Genomic DNA, 17,497 nt, shown 5'->3' on the forward strand with positions numbered 1-17,497 from the left:
TGACGGTAACGCCTACGGCAGCGCCGTCTCGGCAGCTGCATGTCGGGAAATACTTTGGCCGGTCGTCACCGTCAAGCCTGACGAGACGGACGAATTCTAACCCGCCTCGCGGCGGCGGCCGCCGTTGCCTTCGCGCTGCGCAAGCCGGCTGCGATGCAGCGCGAACAGCTCCAGCACCTTGTCGGCGGGCTTGGCGGCGCTGAACAGATAGCCCTGCATTTCCGAGCAACCGAGCGCACGCAGCAGGCGCTGCTGCTCCTCGGTCTCGACGCCCTCGGCCGTGGTGGTCATGCGGCGCGCCGCCGCCAGATTGACGACGGCCTGGACGATGCTGGCGGAGCCGTCGGGACCGGCGATGTCGTCGACGAAGCAGCGGTCGATCTTGATCTTGTCGAACGGGAAGCGGTGCAGATAGCTCAGCGAGGAGTAGCCGGTGCCGAAATCGTCGAGCGCGATGCGCACGCCGATGGCACGGAGCTGGTGCAGGATCGTGAGTGCGGCATCGTCGTCGCGGATCAGCACCGCCTCGGTGATCTCGAGCTCCAGCCGGCTTGCCGGCAGGTTCGAAGCAGCGAGCGCCGCCATGATCTTCAGCGCCAGCGTGCCGCTCTTGAATTGCACCGGGGAGACGTTGACCGCGAGGCGGATGTCGTCGGGCCAGTTCGCAGCGTCCCGGCAGGCAGTCGCCAGCACCCATTCGCCGATCTCGTTGATCAGGCCTGTGTCTTCGGCGATCGGGATGAATTCCGCCGGCGAGACCATGCCGCGCTCGGGATGGCGCCAGCGCACCAGGGCCTCGCAGCCGGTGATGCGATCATCCTTCAGGCTGAGGCAGGGCTGGTAGTAGACTTCGAGACCCCCTTCGGCGATGGCATGGCGAAGGTCGCTCTCGAGCTGGCGGCGCTCGCGCACCTTGGCATCCATCTCCGGCTCGAAGAAGCGATAGGTACGGCGTCCGGCCGACTTGGCGGCGTACATCGCCATGTCCGCGTTCTTGAGGATCTGGTCGAGCGCCGTGCCGTGCTCCGGCGCGAGTGCGATGCCGATGCTGGCGTCGGTGGTGAGATGATGCCCCATGCAGTCGAACGGCGCGCGGATGGCCGCGAATACGCGCGCGACCAGCTCATCGACCTGATCACGCGACGTCACGGCGCTCTGGACGATGGCGAATTCATCGCCGCCGAGCCGCGCGACGAAATCCGCCGGACCCGCACAGCGACGCAGGCTCGTGGCAACCGATTTCAACAGCTCGTCGCCGACGAGGTGGCCGAGCGCGTCGTTGACGCCCTTGAACTCGTCGATGTCAATGTAATGCACCGCGATCTCTTCGCGGTTACCGACGGCGGCGAGCTCCTCGCGCAGATGCTCGTGGAACATGGTGCGGTTGGGCAGATCGGTCAGCGCGTCGTAATGGGCGAGGTGGGTGATGCGCTCCTCGATGCGGCGGCGCTCAGTGATGTCCTCATGGGTCGCCACCCAGCCGCCGTCCGCGAGCGGCTCGTTGAGGATGTGGATCGAGCGGCCATCGGAGGTGTCGACCACCATGGAGTTGCGTGCGTGGATGCCCTTCAGCACGCGCGCGACATAGCGGTCGACGTCGCCCGTGAACGAGCCGGTTGCCTTGCGATGGGCGATGATGTCGTGGAAACTGCAGCCGGGCTTCACGATCTCGGCCGACAATCCGTACATTTCGATGTAGCGCTGGTTGCAGACCACAAGGCGCCGCTCGGCGTCGAACAGCAAGAGGCCCTGCGTCATGTTGTTGACGGCGCGGTCGAGCCGCTGCTTCTCCAGCGTCAGCCGCTCGCGCGAGGCGCGATGCTGCTCCAGCAGCTTGCGCACGACCGCGATCAGCACGCCTGCGATGGCGAGCGCGGAGGCGGCGGCGACCGAGATCAGCATGCCGATCTGCTCGCGCCAGTCGCTCAGGGCCGCCGCACGCGTCGTGGTCGCCATCATCAGGATCGGGAAATGGGGCAGTGCGCGCGAGGAGATCAGCCGGTCTTCGCCGTCGATCGGGCTGGTGAAACGGCCGGCGAAGTGATCGAGGCCGAAAACCCTCTGCTGTTCGAACGAACCCGTCTTGAAGTTTCGTCCCATCAATTCGCCCGAGTGCGGATAACGGGCGAGCAGCGTGCCGTCCCGATGCAGCATCGAGATCGTCGCGCTTTCGCCGAGCGCGACGGTGGCGAAGAACTTCTCGAAGTTGGCAGGCTCGATGCCGCGTCCGACGACACCCAGGAACTCGCCGTTGGGCCCGACGATCTTGCGCACGATCAGGACGGTCCAGGCACCCGAGATGCGGCTGTGCAGCGGCTCGATCAGGACTTCAGGCGAATTGGGGTCGTACTTGAAAGTGCGAAAATAGGCGCGGTCGGCCATGTTGACCTTTGGGACCGGCCACGCCGTCGACGAATTGATCAGATTGCCGTCGGCATCGATGATGTTGACGCCGCCGATATAGGGCAGTGCATCGATCTTCGAACGCAGCATCTGGTGGACGCCCTGACCAGAGAGGCGCGTGCGGAAGTCTGCAACGCTGGCAATGCCGATCGTACGCGCGTGATCGACGAAGTCTCGCTGGATGACCGCAAAATCCTGCAATTGCTGATCGAAATGATGGGCGAGCAGCAGCACGGTATTTTCCAGCTCGCGGCCCGCATTGCGCAGCGCCCGCTCGCGGAAATTCTGCGCCATCAGGACGGAGCCTACGGCGATGGCCGCGATCAGCAGCGTGCCGCCCACCACCAGCCAGCGGATCGGTCCGCTGCGCACGAAGGCCTGGTCAAAGAGGCGACTGCCGAATCTCGTCATCATGCTGGGTCATTGCCGTGCACACGTCGGGGTCAATTCTTGGCCCCGAAAGCATCCGTGGGTTTACGGGAACGGTATGGAGGCGAAGTTAGGAAGCGCGGTTAATGCGATGTGAACGGCCGCGCATAAAAGCAATCGATGCGCTGGGCGCCAGGACCGGGCAGGAATTGCCGCCCGCATCCGCAATGCCGGTCATTTCCTGCCGGCCGCGCCGCGATCAACCAAGGCTTAACCATCTAACGTGTTGGCGGGGCTCGAAAGCGTATTGGCACGTGATTTGCGAACACGTCAGCCACCGACAACAGAGAGGGACGCGATCATGACGAACATTGTGAAGAGCTTCATCGCCGACGAGCGTGGTGCGACCGCGATCGAATACGGGCTGATCGCCGCCGGCATCGCGCTTGCGATCATCACCGTCGTGAATGGCCTGGGCACCAAGCTCAACGCCAAGTTCACCGCCATCAGCGCTTCATTGCGCTGATCGCGGAGGGCCATTGCGCGCCAGTATCGCCGCCACGACCAGCGCCGCGATGACGTTGGCGGCGGCGCTGACCAGGATCGGCAACACGTAGCTGTGGTTGACGTCGTAGGCGAAACCGGCCGCACTCGGACCGACAAGCGTGCCGAACGCCACGCTGGTGTAGAGGATGCCGATGATTTCACTGACGTTGCGTCCGCCGAAATAGTCCATGACCACAGAGGGCAGCACCGCGACCCATCCGCCGTAGAACGCGCCATAGACGAAGGCAAAGGCGGCGAGGGTCCAGACGTCAGCGGCAATCGCCCAGATCACCATCGCGAACGCCATTCCGATCAGGACCATGATCAGCGAGCGGTCCCGGCCCATCCGGTCGGCCAGCGCGCCGAGAAAGAAGCGGCCCGCGGTGCTGCCGGCGCCGATCACGCAGAGCAGCAGCACCGCGGAGGACGCCGCGACCCCGTGGTCGCGTGCGTAAGGCACGAGATGGACGAACGGGATGAAGGCGCCGAACGAGCAAACCAGGCACGACACATAGAGGCCGGCGAATCGCGTCGACCGGACGGCCTCGCGCACCGATGCGCCGCCGGCGTTGTTTGCAGCCGCGGCATCGCGGGGCGGATCGCCATCGGGTCCGAGGCCACGGTCCTTCGGATCGTTCTCTATGAGCAGGGACATCCCGCCACCCAGCACCAGCACGATCGCGCCCAGCACTATATAGGCGCCGCGCCAGCCCATCGATGCGATCAGCAATGAGGCGAGCGGCGGCATCGCAAGCGTGCCGATCCCGATGCCGCTCACCGCGAGCCCGGAGGCAAAGCCGCGGCGCCTGACGAACCAGCGTTGTACCGCGCCGATGGCGGGAACATAGGCGCAGCCGACGCCGAGGCCGATGCCGAGCCCATAGGCGAGATAGACCTCGACGAGGGAGCGTGCAGCGCTCGCGGCCGCAAGTCCGACCGCGACCAGGATCATGCCGGCGACGGCCAGCGAACGCGAACCGAGCCGGTCGGCGAGGGGCCCGCTGACGAGTCCGAGCGCGAAGTACAGGAAGCCCGCAATCGAAAACACCAGCGAGATCGAACCGCGCGAGGCGCCGAAATCGCGCTGGAGCGGCTCCAGAAACGCGCTGAATGTGTAGGCGGAGCCGAAGCCGACGAACGTGACGGTAAAGGCTGCTGCGACGACGAACCAGCCATGGAAAATGCCTTGCCGGGTGATCGTGGATTGAATGGTCATTGCGGCCTCCGCGAAATGAGGGAAGGACGGCGGCGGTGCCAGGACGTCGCCCGCTGGAACGCGGCGCCGGCACGCACGAGCATGGCTTCGTCGAGACGGGCGGCGACCAGCTGGAACGCGATCGGCAGTCCGTCCGCCGACGCACCACCTGGCAGCGTGATCGTGGGATGGCCGGTCATGTCGAACGGGCAGGTGTAGCGCTGCAGCTTTGCGATCAGGTCCGGCTGCTCGCCGAGCGTCTGAATCATGGCGAGCGTCAGTGGCGGGAATGGCTGCACCGGGGTCAGCAGGAGGTCGATGATCTCGAACAGCGCGGTCACCCGGCCGCGAAACGCCAGCCGGCGCGCAGGATCTTCTGATAGTCGAGGGCAGAGAGCGCGCGCCCCGCCTCGATCACGGAGGCGAGGATCGGACCATACTCGTCCCGGTGGGCAGGATAGGTCGCCTCGTGCGCGACCGCAGCTTCCACCGCACAATTCGGCGTCCAATCGGCGATGGCCTGCACGACGTCGGGAAATCGGACATCGACGATGTCGGCGCCAAGCGTGCGGAAAGCATCGATGGCGTCCGCCAACACATGCTGTGTCGTGACGTCGACGTCGTCGCTGTTCCAGGCGGCATCGACGCCGATCCGCAAACCCCGCACGTCCCGTGCAGCCGCAGCCAGATAGTCGGGCACTGGATCGAACAGCGACGTAGGGTCGTTCGGATCCTGTCCGGCGATGGCGCCGAGCAGCGCGCCGGCGTCGGCCGCGCTGCGGCCGATCGGTCCGATATGGTCGAGCGTTGCGGCGAGCTCGAACGCGCCGTGGCGGCTGACGCGACCCCAGCTCGGCTTCAGTCCGGTCAAGCCGTTGGCGGCGCAGGGCCAGCGGATCGAGCCGCCGGTGTCGGAGCCGAGCGAGCCGTAGCAAAGCCCGGCGGCTGTGGCGACGGCGGAGCCGCTCGACGAGATACCCGGCCAGTAACTTGCATTCCAGGGATTCTTCGGCGGCTTCACCCGCGGATGGTGGTCGGCATAGGCGCCTTCGGTGAGTTGCACCTTGCCGAGGATCACGGCGCCGGCGTCCTTCAGCCGGCGCACGACGGTTGCGTCTTCATCTGGACGGAAGTTGCGATGAAGCGTGGTGCCCGCGGCCGTCGGAGTGCCCTTGGTCCAGAGCAGATCCTTGAGAGCAATCGGCACGCCATGCAGCGGGCCTCGATACCGGCCCTGGGCGATCTCGGCGTCCGCGGCTTTCGCTTCCGTGACGGCCGTTTCCGCCATCACGTGGACGTAACTGCCGAGGTCGCGGTCGATGGCGTCGATGCGGTCGAGTTGCGCGCGCGTCACCTCCAGCGCAGAGATTTCGCGCGCCTTGAGCCGCGCGGCAAGCGCAGTGAGTTCGAGGTAGTGCAGGGCGTCGGTCACGGCTCGGTTCTCCAGTGATGAGATCGCAGAGGGACACGATCCCCAGGCGACTCTGTAAGCACCATCATAATCATTATACCGGTGTCGCTTGCCGTCAACCGGTAAATCTGTTTTACTGGTGTTCCATTTCCGGGTGTGTTCCGATGTCGAAAGAGTCACGCAAATTCCAGGTTCCAGACGAGCTCGCGAACGTCTACGACTTCGCCAACACGCTCGATGTTCGTCACTTCACGCATTTCGGCGTTGAACATCCGGAGAGCGATGAGCTTGGCGGGCCGAAGGAGCTGGCGGACTGGATGCGGGAACGCGGCCTCGGCGCCGAGGGCGGTCGCGTCACGCCCGCGATGTTCGAGCTTGCGCTAAAGCTGCGGGGCGCTTTGCGTGCCTATCTGCAATGTGAGCCGAGCGAGCGGCTCCGGAACAGAAGCGTTCTCGGCGCGCTCAATGACGCGCTTGCGCCGTTTCCGTTGCGGGTGGAGGCGCGCGCAGGCCGCGGCGCAACGCTGTCGGCTGCGCGCGAGGATGCGCTCGCCGGCCTGTCGGCCATCGCGATCGAGCTTCATGATGCAGCGCTCGTGGGAACGCTGGACCGGCTGAAGATGTGCGCGTCGGAGGAATGCCGCCGGGTGTTCTTCGACCGGTCGAAACCGTCGACGCGGCGGTGGTGCATGTCGACGCTGTGCGGCAACCGGATGAAGACGCGCGCCTATCGCGAGCGGCAGCGCGAGGCGAAATAGACCGGACCGCGCGATCAGGCGCAGTAGTGGCCGGATTTGCCGCCGAGCTTCTCGACGAGGTGGATGCCTTCGATACGCACGCCGCGCTCGACCGCCTTGATCATGTCGTAGATGGTGAGGCAGGCGACGGACACCGCGGTGAGGGCCTCCATCTCGACGCCGGTCGGTCCCGTCACTGCGACGCTAGCGCGTACCACACAGCCCGGCAGCTTTGGGTCGGGCTCGATGTCGACAATGACCTTCGACAGCGCCAGCGGATGGCAGAGCGGGATCAGCTCCGAGGTGCGTTTGGCGGCCATGATGCCGGCGATGCGGGCGGTGCCCAGCACGTCGCCCTTCTTGGCGTTGCCTGACACGATGAGATCGAGCGTCGCCTTGGTCATGATGACGCGGCCTTCCGCGACCGCGAGCCGCTCGGTCGCCGGCTTGTCCGACACGTCGACCATGCGGGCCTCGCCGGAGGCACCGATGTGGGTGAGGGCGGGGACGGCCTTCTTGGACGGCTTGCGCGCCATATTTTTGCGCGCCATGTCAGCGCGTACCCGTGGCGCGCGTTGCGCCTTCGCGTGCGAGCAGCGTGCGCGTCGCCGCGGTGACGTCGGCCTGCCGCATCAGGCTCTCACCGACCAGGAAGGTCGACATGCCGACGCGCTCGAGCCGGGCGAGATCAGCCGGCGTGAAGATGCCGCTTTCGCCGACCATCAGCCGGTCCGCGGGAATCAGCGGCGCGAGGGCCTCGCTGGTCGCGAGCGTGGTTTCGAAGGTGCGGAGATTGCGGTTGTTGACGCCGATCATCGGCGAACGAAGTCTCAGCGCCCGGTCGAGCTCGGCGCGGTCGTGGATCTCGATCAGCACGTCCATGCCGTAGGCCATCGCGGCGTCTTCGAGATCCCGGGCGGTAGCATCATCGAGCGCCGCCATGATGATCAGGATGCAATCGGCGCCGTGCGCGCGGGCCTCGACCACCTGGTAGGTGTCGAACATGAAATCCTTGCGCAGCACCGGCAGCGACGTTGCCGCGCGCGCCGCCACCATGAAGTCGAGATGGCCCTGGAACGAGGGCGTGTCCGTCAGCACCGACAAACAGGCCGCGCCGCCGACCTCATAGGCTTTCGCGAGGGCGGGCGGATCGAAATCCGCGCGGATCAGGCCCTTGGACGGGGAAGCCTTCTTCACCTCCGCGATCAGCGCGTAGTCGCCATGGGCGTGCTTGGCCTTGATCGCGCGCACGAAGCCGCGCGGGGCCCCTTGCGCCTTGGCCTGCGCCTCGACCGCCGCGAGCGGCTGCGCGCGCTTGGCGGCTGCGATCTCCTCGCGCTTGTAGGCTTCGATCTTGGTCAGGATGTCCGACATGTCAGGCTCAGCCGTTCGAGATCGCGATCAGGTGCTTCAGCTTCGCGTTGGCTGCGCCGCTGTCGATCGACTTCATGCCGATCGCGACGCCTTCCTTGAGGTCCTTGGCGCGGCCGGCGACGATCAACGCGGCCGCGGCGTTCATCAGGGCGACGTCGCGGTAGGCACTCGGCTTGCCGTCGAGCACGCTTTGCAGTGCGATCGCATTGGCATCGGCGTCACCGCCCCTCAGCGCGCCTGCGTCGCAACGCGGCAGGCCGGCGTCCTCGGGCGTCACCTCGAAATTCCGGATCTCGCCATTGTGCAGCGTGGACACGAAAGTCGGTCCGGTGAGGGTGATCTCGTCGAGACCATCGGAGCCGTGCACCACCCAGGCGGATTCGGAGCCGAGGTTCTTCAGCACCTGCGCCAGCGGCTGCACCCATTGCCGGGAGAATACGCCGACCATCTGCCGCTTCACGCCGGCCGGATTGGAGAGAGGGCCGAGCAGATTGAAGATCGTGCGCGTCGCAAGCTCGACCCGGGTCGGGCCGACGTTCTTCATGGCGGGATGGTGGGCGGGAGCGAACATGAAGCCGATGCCGCATTCGCGCACGCAGCGGCCGACCTGATCGGGCCTGAGGTCGATCTTGACGCCGAGCGAAGCCAGCACGTCGGCGGCGCCCGAGCGCGACGACAGGGCGCGGTTGCCGTGCTTGGCCACGGGCACGCCGGCCCCTGACACGATGAAGGAGGCGCAAGTCGAGACGTTGACCGAGCCGGAGCCGTCGCCGCCGGTGCCGACGATGTCGACGGCATCAGGCGGTGCCGTCACGGTCAGCATCTTGGAGCGCATCGCCGACACCGCGCCGGTGATCTCGTCCACGGTTTCGCCGCGCACCCTGAGCGCCATCAACAGGCCGCCCATCTGCGAGGGCGTGGCCTCGCCACTCATCATGGCGTCGAAGGCGGAGGCGGCCTCGTCACGCGACAGGCTGGCGCCGGTCGCCACTTTTCCAATGATCGATTTCAGGTCGTCCATCGCGTGCTTTCAACTTACTGCTGGTTCGCGCCGGTCACCTGCGCGAAGGCGGCCTGATTAATGGTGGTCCCGATGTCGGTTTCAAGCTTGTTGACGTAGGAGGCGACCTGCTCCTCGGTCTGGGCGCGGTCGAGGCTCTCCTTCAGCTTCTTGACCGCGTCGGAGGCAACGTCGACCGCGGGATCGACGATGTCGGTGACGCGGAAGACGATGACCTCGGTGCCGCCGGTCACCGGCGTCTGTCCGACGCCATCCTTGGCGGCGCGGAAGGCGGCGGCGACGACCGCTGCAGGCACGCTGGCGGGCGTATCGTCGCGCTTGAAGCCGGTCGCGGTCTCGACCTTGGCGCCGATGGCGGAGGCTTCATCGGCGAGCTTGCCGCCTGCTTCGAGCTTCTGCACCATCTCGGTCGCCTTGGCCTTGAGCTTGGTCGCGATCTGGTCCTGGCGCCAGCGCGCCTCGACCTGGTCGCGGACCTCGTCGAGATTGCGGTCGCGGGAGGGCGTGATGGCGAGCACGTCGTACCAGACATAGCCGCCCTTGAACGAGATCGAGTCGTTGTCGACGCCGACATCGGTGTTGAAGGCCTGCGACACCACGTCGAGGCCCTGTGGGATGTTGGCGACCTGCTGGCCGTTCGGGGCGCGGCCGGAGCGGTCGACGGCATCGATGGTCACGGCGGTGAGGCCGAGCTTCTGCGCTGCGTCGATCACGCTGGCGCCGCCGCCACGCTCGTCTTCCATCTTGTCGCGGAGATCGTTGACCTTGACGCGCGCGCGCTCGGTCGCGATCTCGCGCTTGATGTCGCCGGCAAGCTTCGCATAGTCGGCCTCGGCACCCGGCTCGATCTTGTCGACCTTGACGATGGAGGTGCCGAGCGCGCCCTGGATCGGCTGGCTGATCTCGCCGGCGGGAAGCGCGAAGGCGGCTTCGCCGACCACAGCATCCAGCGAGGATTTGGTGACGAGGCCAAGATCGACGTCGGAGGCGCTCAGTCCGCGCTCCTTGCCGAGGTCCTCGAACGACATGCCGCCCACAAGGCGCTCCCGGGCGGCCTGCGCTTCAGCTGCGTTGGGGAAGACGATCTGCTGGATCTGGCGCTTCTCCGGCGTGCCGAGCCGGTCCTTGCGCTGCTCGAACACCTTCTTGGCGTCCTCGTCCGAGACTTCGCTCCATTTTCCGATTTCTTCCGGCGAGAGCACCACGAAGGAGATCTTGCGATATTCGGGCGCGCGGAACTGGACCTTGTGATCCTCGAAATAGGCCGCGAGCGCCTCGGGCGAGGGCGCGTCGATCTGGCCTGCCTGGGCGGCGTCGAGCCTGACGAATTCAATGGCGCGCTGCTCGTTCTGGAAGCGCGTCAGCGCGTCGATCATGGCCTTCGGCGGCTCGAGGCCGGCCCCGATCGTGCCGGTGATCTGCCGGCGCAGCGACACCTTGCGCTGCTCGGCGACGTAGCGCTGCTCGGTATAGCCGAAATTGCGGATCATGGCCTGGAAGCGGTTCGCATCGAAATTGCCGCCGACGCCCTTGAAGTTGGGGTCGTTCATGATGACTTGGCGGATCTGGTCATCGGACTGACCAAGCCCGAGCCGGCGCGCCTCCTCGTCGAGGGCCGCTTCCGCGATGGTCTGCTGCAGCACCTGGCGGTCGAGGCCGAAGGCGCGGGCCTGATCCGGCGTCAGCGGACGGCCGAACTGGCGGCTGATCTGCTGCAGGCGGTCGGTATAGATCTGGCGGAACTCGTTCAGCGAAATCTCGGTGCGGCCGATCTTGGCCACCGTGGACTGCCCGAAGCCCTTGAAGATGTCGGCGATGCCCCAAATGCCGAAACTGATGATCAACACGCCCATCACCACGGCCATAATGGTCTTGCCGAGCCAGTTTGATGAGGCCTTGCGCATTCCTCGAAGCATTTGGTCCAACTTGTCTGAGCAGGAGGGGAACGGGAGCGCGTCTTAATGCAGATTCCGCAAAAGCGCGTCACCAAATTGATCAATCATCATAAAGTGGCGGCTTTCCCCCCGCAACCTCGGGCCCAGTGACCGCTGGAGACTGCGGTTAAAGGCCTCTGGTCTCTGGAACTGCCGCGGCAGCTCTGCTAGCGCATGCGCAAACCTCATTTTGCTGGAAGTTGACATGACCGACGCCATCCGCCCCCTGATCGCCGGCAATTGGAAAATGAACGGCCTGAAGGCCCAGGCTGCCGAGTTCGACGCCATGCTCACCGGCGCGGCAGGTGTGGCCGCAAAAGCCGATCTGCTGGTCTGCCCCCCGGTGACCCTGATCGCAGCCTTTGCCGAGAAGGCGCGTGGCAAGACGGTCGCGGTCGGGGCCCAGGATTGCCATCCCAAGGCCTCCGGAGCCCATACCGGCGATATCTCCGCCGAAATGCTGGTGGATGCCGGGGCCGGCGCCATCATTGTCGGCCATTCCGAGCGCCGCGCCGACCACGGCGAGGGCGATGGCCTGATCCGCCAGAAGGCGGAAGCGGCCTGGCGCGCCGGGGCGACCGCGATCGTCTGCATCGGCGAGACGCAGGGCCAGCGCGACGCCGGCCAGACCCTGGACATTCTGCGCGGGCAGCTCGCCGGCTCGCTTCCCGATGGCTCGACCGCCGCGAATCTCATCGTGGCCTATGAGCCGGTCTGGGCGATCGGCACCGGCCTGACCCCCACGTCCCAGGATGTCGAGCAGATTCATGGGTTTATCCGGGAATTCCTGACCGCCAGGTTCAAGGCCGAGGGTAGCCGGATGCGCATCCTCTACGGCGGCTCGGTCAAGCCTTCGAACGCGGCCGAATTGATGGCCGTGAAGAACGTCAACGGGGCGCTGGTTGGCGGCGCCAGCCTGAAGGCGGCCGATTTCCTTGCGATTGCCAAGGGCTGCCCCTAACTCATTCAAACCGTTGGTTCGGAGCCGATCGGGGGTGGCAATACCCCCTCCGATCGTGTAACACCGCGCAACTTCAGGAAAACCCGCGAAGCGCGATCGGCCGCCGTCAGGCGCCGCCCGCTTGTGACGGAAGGGCACTATGCAGACCGTTGTCATCGTCATTCACCTCATGATCGTCGCCGTCATGATCGGCGCCGTCCTGCTCCAGAAGTCGGAAGGCGGCGGCCTCGGCATGGGCGGCGGCGCGGGCTTCATGTCGAGCCGGGGCACCGCGAACCTGTTGACGCGGACCACCGCGGTCCTCGCCGCGGGCTTCTTCCTCACCAGCATGTTCCTGTCCTGGCACGCCGGCTACAGCCGCGCGCCGTCGTCGATCATCGGCACGCCGGCGTCGCAGGGTCAGCCGGCCGGCGGCTCGCCAATCGCGCCGCCGACCTCGGGCGGCATCCTGGATTCGCTCAAGAAGGCCGACGAGCAGCAGCAGGCGCCGGCTCCGACCGGCCCGCAGGTGCCGCGTTCACAATAAAGCAGGGGGGCCATGCAGGGCGATAGCTACCGTCCTGCATCAACAATCCCCATCAAGGCACTGTCACCACTCTTAGTTTTGGCTCACCCACAGGCCCGCAGAATCTTTTGGGCGGAATACGAATCGCTTTGGCGAATCGAATTCGAGGGATTAGAGGTTAAGTCCCATGGCGCGGTACATATTCATCACCGGCGGCGTGGTTTCTTCGCTCGGCAAGGGTCTGGCTTCAGCGGCACTCGGTGCGCTGTTGCAAGCCCGGGGCTACAAGGTCCGCCTCCGCAAGCTCGACCCCTATCTCAATCTCGATCCCGGAACGATGTCGCCGTATCAGCACGGCGAAGTGTTCGTGACCGATGACGGCGCGGAGACCGATCTCGATCTCGGTCACTACGAGCGCTTCACCGGCCGGCCTGCAACCAAGGCCGACAACATCACCACGGGACGCATCTACCAGGACATCATCACCAAGGAGCGCCGCGGCGATTACCTCGGCGCGACCATCCAGGTGGTTCCGCACGTCACCAACGCCATCAAGGAATTCGTCCTCGATGGCAATGACGACTACGATTTCGTCCTCGTCGAGATCGGCGGCACCGTCGGCGACATCGAGGGTCTGCCGTTCTTCGAGGCGATCCGCCAGCTCAAGAACGAGCTGCCGCGCGATCACGCCGTCTACATCCATCTGACGCTGCTGCCCTTTATCCCGAGCGCGGGCGAGCTGAAGACCAAGCCGACGCAGCATTCGGTGAAGGAGCTGCGTTCGATCGGCATTCAGCCTGATATCCTGCTCTGCCGTACCGACCGCGAGATTCCGAAGGAGGAGCGCCGTAAGCTCGGCCTGTTCTGTAACGTGCGCGAAAGCGCCGTGATCGAGGCGCGCGACGTCGACAACATCTACGCGGTGCCCGAGGCCTATCACAATGCGGGTCTCGACGACGAAGTGCTCGCCGCCTTCGGCATCGGCTCGCGGATTCCGCCGGAGCTGCGCAGCTGGCAACAGATCAACGAGCGCGTGCGCAATCCCGAGGGCAACGTCACCATCGCGATCGTCGGCAAATACACCGGCATGAAGGATGCGTATAAGTCGCTGATCGAGGCGCTCTCGCATGGCGGCATCGCCAACAAGGTGAAGGTCAATCTCGACTGGATCGAGAGCGAGATCTTCGAGAAGGAAGATCCCGCGCCGTTCCTCGAGCACGTCAACGGCATCCTCGTCCCCGGCGGGTTCGGCCAGCGTGGCGCCGAGGGCAAGATCAAGGCTGCGCAATTCGCGCGCGAGCGCGACGTGCCGTATTTCGGCATCTGCTTCGGCATGCAGATGGCGGTGATCGAGGCCGCGCGAAACCTCGTCGGCATCGAGGACGCCAACTCCACCGAGTTCGGCCCGACCAAGGAGCCCTTGGTCGGCCTGATGACGGAATGGCTGCGCGGCAACGAGCTCGAGAAGCGCTCGCAAGCCGGTGACCTCGGCGGCACGATGCGCCTCGGCGCCTATCCCGCCGCGCTCAATCGCGGCAGCCGCGTCTCCCAGGTCTATGGCGGCGCCACCGAGATCTCCGAGCGTCACCGTCATCGCTACGAGGTCAACACCGCCTACAAGGACCGCCTCGAGCAGCACGGCTTGAAATTCTCAGGCCTGTCGCCCGACGGCGTGCTGCCTGAAATCGTCGAGTACGAGGATCACCCCTGGTTCATCGGCGTCCAGTTCCACCCCGAGCTGAAGTCGCGGCCGTTCGAGCCGCATCCGCTGTTCGCCTCGTTCATCGAGGCGGCTGCGAAGCAGAGCCGGCTGGTGTAGCCGGCTCAACTTGCCTTCTTGATCATTCTGCGTAGCGCAGTGTCGATCCGCGACTGCCAGCCTGGCCCCGTGGATTTGAAGTGCATCACGACTTCCGGGCTGAGCCGGATCGACACTGGAATCTTGGTCGGAGTCTTCTGTGGTCCGCGTTTGCCGACCATGGAAGTGAGTTGATTGGGCTTGATATCCTTCAACCGGACAACGGCAGGGAATTTTGCCGCCTTCGCGAATTCGGCTCGGGTCCACTCGGGGTTCTCGTCCACGGCGGATTGCTTAGTCTTCCGGGACATAGCGCTTCACTCCCTTGCATGGGCGCGTCGCAGGCTGATCGGTCGATATCGCTCATCGCGAATGGTGAACACCAGGCAATGCGCGATGCCATCAATGAACCCGCAAGCTCGATAACGCGGATCGCCATAATCGAACGGCTCAACTGGAACGATCGCCCGGATTTCCATATCGGACCAACGCGCGAGCGAGACGCCGTGCTTCGCGATGTTCGCCAAGTCCTTCGCGCGATCGAAGCGGCCATTTTTCTGTATATACAATCTGGGCGTGGCTCCGTCAATTGCGAGCGGCAAACGGCAGGGGTGCCATGTGCGCTCGACCTCAAGACAGCCACGGCCACCGCCGCTATAACTCGCCGGCAATTTGAGGGAGGTTAGTCCAATGATCTACGAAATGCGCATCTATCGCTGCGTGCCCGGCCGGCTGCCGGCGCTCCTCAAGCGCTTCGAGACCGCCACGCTGAAAATCTGGGAGAAGCACGGCATCAAGCAGGCCGGGTTCTTCACGACGATGATCGGTGAATCCAACCAGGAGCTGACCTATTTCCTGGCCTGGGACTCGCTCGCCGAGCGCGAGAAGAAGTGGGGCGCGTTCATGACCGATCCGGACTGGATGAAAGCCCGCGCCGAGAGCGAAGCTGACGGCCAGATCGTCGGCAACATCGTCAGCCAGATCCTCACGCCCACCGCATTCTCGGCGGTGAAGTAGCGATTCCCGCCGCAGCGGGGAACTCCGGCGCAACCCTGATATTCTGATGGCCCGGGGCGAATAGGGTTGATCCGACCCTCATCGCGGCTATGGTCGCGCCGAAACGAGGGATTTGCCTTGAGCTCTTCGCATTCAGCGGCGCCGGTCGTCACCATTGGCAGCGTCAAATTCGGCAATGATCTGCCGATCTCGATCATTGCCGGACCCTGCCAGCTCGAAAGCCGTCAGCATGCGCTGGAGGTCGCTTCCGCGCTGAAGGAGATCGCGGCGCGGCTGAACATCGGCCTCGTCTACAAGACCTCGTTCGACAAGGCCAACCGCACCAGCGCGTCAGCGGCGCGCGGGCTCGGCCTGTCGCAGTCGCTGCCGATCTTCGCCGAGATCCGCTCCTCGCTCGGCCTGCCTGTCCTGACCGACGTGCACGAGGCCACGCAATGCGCCGAGGTGGCGCAGGCCGTGGACATCCTGCAGATCCCGGCTTTCCTGTGCCGGCAGACCGATCTGCTGCTGGCAGCGGCCGCGACCGGCAAGGTCGTCAACGTCAAGAAGGGCCAGTTCCTGGCGCCCTGGGACATGGCGAATGTCGTCACCAAGATCACCAGTGCTGACAATCCCAACGTGCTCGTCACCGAGCGCGGGGTGTCGTTCGGCTACAACACGCTGGTCTCCGACATGCGCGCGCTGCCGATCCTGGCGCGCACCACCGGCGCGCCCGTGATCTTCGATGCCACCCATTCGGTGCAGCAGCCGGGCGGGAAGGGGACTTCGTCGGGCGGCGAGCGCGAATTCGTGCCGGTGCTGGCACGTGCCGCCGTCGCGGTCGGCGTGGCCGGCGTCTTCATCGAGACCCATCCCGATCCTGATCGCGCCCCCTCCGACGGGCCCAACATGGTGCCGCTGCGCGAGTTCGAAGGGCTGATCGCGAGATTGATGGCGTTCGACGCGCTGGCAAAGAACCCGCGCTGATGCAGAAGAGCGAGGCGCGGCCGCACGATCACGGTCTGCCGACGGCGCTCTACGTCATCTCAGGAGCAAGCTTTGCCGCAGCGCTGTCGGCGCGCGCGCTCGATCCGGTGCTGCCGCACGTCGCCGAGGATTTTGGCGTCAGCATCGCGACCGCGGCCGGCTTTGCCGCGGTGTTCGCCTTCACCTTCTCGATCATCCAGCCCATCGTCGGCGCTGCCGCTGATCTGTTCGGCAAGACGCGGTTGATGATCGGCTGCCTCGCGCTGCTCGGCCTCGCCAACATCCTGGGCGCGCTCTCGTCCTCGTTCTCGGTTCTGTTCGCGACCCGCATCCTCGCCGGCATCGGCTCGGGCGGCGTGTTTCCGGTGGCGCTCAGCCTCACCAGCGATCTGGTCGGGCCTGAGAAACGCCAGGTCGCGATCAGCCGCACGCTGGCCGGCGCCATGACGGGCAATCTGCTCGGCGCCTCGGCCTCCGGCCTGATCGGCGATCTGCTCGGCTGGCGCGGCGTGCTCGCAGTGCTCGGCGCGCTCGTGATCGTGGCCTCGATCGCGGTCGCCGCCGGCTTTCGCGGCGCCAAGGTCCAGCATCCGCCGAAAACGAGCCTGTCGGCACTGAAGGCCGGATATCGCACCATCTTCACCAATCCGAACGCCTATGTCTGCTATTCGGCGGTGTTCATCGAAGGCTGCTGCGTGCTCGGCCTGTTTCCCTACATCGCCTCGTTCCTGTTCGAGCTCGGCCAGACCTCGCTCTCGATCGCCGGCATGGTCATCGCGGGCTTTGCGGTCGGCGGCCTGTTCTACACGCTGACGGTGTCCCGCCTGCTGCCCTGGCTCGGCGTCAAGGGCATGATGATCGCGGGCATGACGCTGGTGGCCTCGCAGCTCGTTGCCGTCGCCTTCGGCCCGCGCTGGGAAGTGCAGGCGCTGAATCTCATCGTGATGGGGTGGGGCTTCTACATCGCCCATGGTTGTCTGCAGGTCTTCGCCAGCGAGCTCTCGGTCGAAGCGCGCGCCACCGCGCTGTCGCTGCATTCGTTCTTCTTCTTCATGGGACAGACCGTCGGACCGCTCGCCTATGGCTTCGGGCTCCAGCATGCCGGCAAGATGCCGACCCTGTTTGCCAGCGCCGCGGTCATGGTGGTGCTGGGCGTCGTCTGTGCCCGGCTGCTCAAGCAGCGTGCGCCGTCTGACGCGCGGGTATGATGAAAGTCGCTCGGGAACCCTGCAACTAAATCGGACGGACTGACCTTCAGCG

The 17,497-nt window shown here is 65.4% G+C and carries 18 protein-coding genes; 8 read left to right on the top strand and 10 right to left on the bottom strand.

Annotated features, from left to right (window positions below):
- Positions 1–96: 96 nt before the first annotated feature.
- Positions 97–2,817 (bottom strand): EAL domain-containing protein, encoded by a 2,721-nt coding sequence (locus ML401_RS15905; protein ID WP_285812423.1) that lies wholly within the window; start codon positions 2,815–2,817, stop codon positions 97–99.
- A gap of 316 nt (positions 2,818–3,133) precedes the next feature.
- Between ML401_RS15905 and ML401_RS15910 the strand changes: the two genes are divergently transcribed.
- Positions 3,134–3,298: a Flp family type IVb pilin gene (locus ML401_RS15910; RefSeq protein ID WP_194407923.1), complete on the top strand. Its 165-nt coding sequence runs from the start codon at positions 3,134–3,136 to the stop codon at positions 3,296–3,298.
- Here the strand turns inward: ML401_RS15910 and ML401_RS15915 are convergent.
- From ML401_RS15915 to ML401_RS15925, 3 genes are read right to left on the bottom strand one after another with little or no spacing between them, the layout of a single operon-like run.
- Positions 3,287–4,534 carry an MFS transporter gene (locus tag ML401_RS15915; protein WP_285812424.1) on the bottom strand — a complete coding sequence of 416 codons (1,248 nt, stop codon included), beginning with the start codon at positions 4,532–4,534 and terminating at the stop codon, positions 3,287–3,289. The genes ML401_RS15910 and ML401_RS15915 overlap by 12 nt on opposite strands.
- Positions 4,531–4,854, bottom strand: coding sequence for an amidase family protein (locus tag ML401_RS15920; RefSeq protein ID WP_376717364.1), 324 nt, complete (start codon positions 4,852–4,854; stop codon positions 4,531–4,533). Before ML401_RS15920 ends, ML401_RS15915 begins: the two co-directional genes overlap by 4 nt.
- A complete protein-coding gene (locus ML401_RS15925) occupies positions 4,851–5,945 on the bottom strand; it encodes an amidase (RefSeq protein WP_376717365.1) in 1,095 nt (364 codons plus the stop codon). Before ML401_RS15925 ends, ML401_RS15920 begins: the two co-directional genes overlap by 4 nt.
- A 143-nt stretch (positions 5,946–6,088) precedes the next feature.
- On the opposite strand from ML401_RS15925, the gene ML401_RS15930 reads away from it, so the two are divergent.
- Positions 6,089–6,682, top strand: coding sequence for a CGNR zinc finger domain-containing protein (locus tag ML401_RS15930; RefSeq protein WP_285812425.1), 594 nt, complete (start codon positions 6,089–6,091; stop codon positions 6,680–6,682).
- A gap of 14 nt (positions 6,683–6,696) precedes the next feature.
- On the opposite strand, the gene moaC is transcribed toward ML401_RS15930, so the two are convergent.
- The 4 genes from moaC to ML401_RS15950 are packed head-to-tail and all read right to left on the bottom strand — an operon-like array spanning position 6,697 to position 10,972.
- Positions 6,697–7,212: a cyclic pyranopterin monophosphate synthase MoaC gene (gene moaC / locus ML401_RS15935; RefSeq protein WP_285812426.1), complete on the bottom strand. Its 516-nt coding sequence runs from the start codon at positions 7,210–7,212 to the stop codon at positions 6,697–6,699.
- Between the two features lies 1 nt (position 7,213).
- Complete coding sequence (gene trpC / locus ML401_RS15940) at positions 7,214–8,035, bottom strand: indole-3-glycerol phosphate synthase TrpC (protein WP_285812427.1); 822 nt, start codon at positions 8,033–8,035, stop codon at positions 7,214–7,216.
- A 7-nt stretch (positions 8,036–8,042) separates the two neighbouring features.
- Positions 8,043–9,056, bottom strand: coding sequence for an anthranilate phosphoribosyltransferase (trpD, locus tag ML401_RS15945; protein WP_194407929.1), 1,014 nt, complete (start codon positions 9,054–9,056; stop codon positions 8,043–8,045).
- Between the two features lie 14 nt (positions 9,057–9,070).
- Positions 9,071–10,972: a peptidylprolyl isomerase gene (locus ML401_RS15950; RefSeq protein ID WP_212069123.1), complete on the bottom strand. Its 1,902-nt coding sequence runs from the start codon at positions 10,970–10,972 to the stop codon at positions 9,071–9,073.
- Positions 10,973–11,195: 223 nt separating this feature from the next.
- Here ML401_RS15950 and tpiA point away from each other — a divergent pair, with 223 nt between their 5' ends.
- The 3 genes from tpiA to ML401_RS15965 all read left to right on the top strand — a co-directional run bounded on the left by tpiA (position 11,196) and on the right by ML401_RS15965 (position 14,275).
- A complete protein-coding gene (gene tpiA / locus ML401_RS15955) occupies positions 11,196–11,951 on the top strand; it encodes a triose-phosphate isomerase (RefSeq protein ID WP_285812428.1) in 756 nt (251 codons plus the stop codon).
- 139 nt (positions 11,952–12,090) lie between these two features.
- Positions 12,091–12,477 (top strand): preprotein translocase subunit SecG, encoded by a 387-nt coding sequence (secG, locus tag ML401_RS15960; RefSeq protein ID WP_211416868.1) that lies wholly within the window; start codon positions 12,091–12,093, stop codon positions 12,475–12,477.
- A gap of 166 nt (positions 12,478–12,643) precedes the next feature.
- Positions 12,644–14,275, top strand: coding sequence for a CTP synthase (locus ML401_RS15965; RefSeq protein ID WP_194407932.1), 1,632 nt, complete (start codon positions 12,644–12,646; stop codon positions 14,273–14,275).
- Positions 14,276–14,280: 5 nt separating this feature from the next.
- Here ML401_RS15965 and ML401_RS15970 read toward each other — a convergent pair whose 3' ends face one another.
- Positions 14,281–14,538, bottom strand: coding sequence for a BrnA antitoxin family protein (locus ML401_RS15970; protein ID WP_285812429.1), 258 nt, complete (start codon positions 14,536–14,538; stop codon positions 14,281–14,283).
- A 33-nt stretch (positions 14,539–14,571) separates the two neighbouring features.
- Positions 14,572–14,823: a BrnT family toxin gene (locus ML401_RS15975; RefSeq protein ID WP_285812430.1), complete on the bottom strand. Its 252-nt coding sequence runs from the start codon at positions 14,821–14,823 to the stop codon at positions 14,572–14,574.
- A gap of 121 nt (positions 14,824–14,944) precedes the next feature.
- Between ML401_RS15975 and ML401_RS15980 the strand changes: the two genes are divergently transcribed.
- The 3 genes from ML401_RS15980 (at position 14,945) to ML401_RS15990 (ending at position 17,445) form a co-directional block, all read left to right on the top strand.
- Complete coding sequence (locus ML401_RS15980) at positions 14,945–15,271, top strand: NIPSNAP family protein (protein WP_211416870.1); 327 nt, start codon at positions 14,945–14,947, stop codon at positions 15,269–15,271.
- A 117-nt stretch (positions 15,272–15,388) separates the two neighbouring features.
- On the top strand, positions 15,389–16,237 hold the full coding sequence (gene kdsA / locus ML401_RS15985) for a 3-deoxy-8-phosphooctulonate synthase (protein ID WP_285812431.1): 849 nt from the start codon (positions 15,389–15,391) through the stop codon (positions 16,235–16,237).
- On the top strand, positions 16,237–17,445 hold the full coding sequence (locus ML401_RS15990) for an MFS transporter (RefSeq protein WP_285812432.1): 1,209 nt from the start codon (positions 16,237–16,239) through the stop codon (positions 17,443–17,445). The genes kdsA and ML401_RS15990 overlap by 1 nt, the downstream gene beginning before the upstream one ends.
- Positions 17,446–17,497 lie beyond the last annotated feature (52 nt).

The organism is Bradyrhizobium sp. 62B, assembly GCF_030272265.2.
In the GTDB taxonomy this organism is placed as follows: Bacteria; Pseudomonadota; Alphaproteobacteria; order Rhizobiales; family Xanthobacteraceae; genus Bradyrhizobium.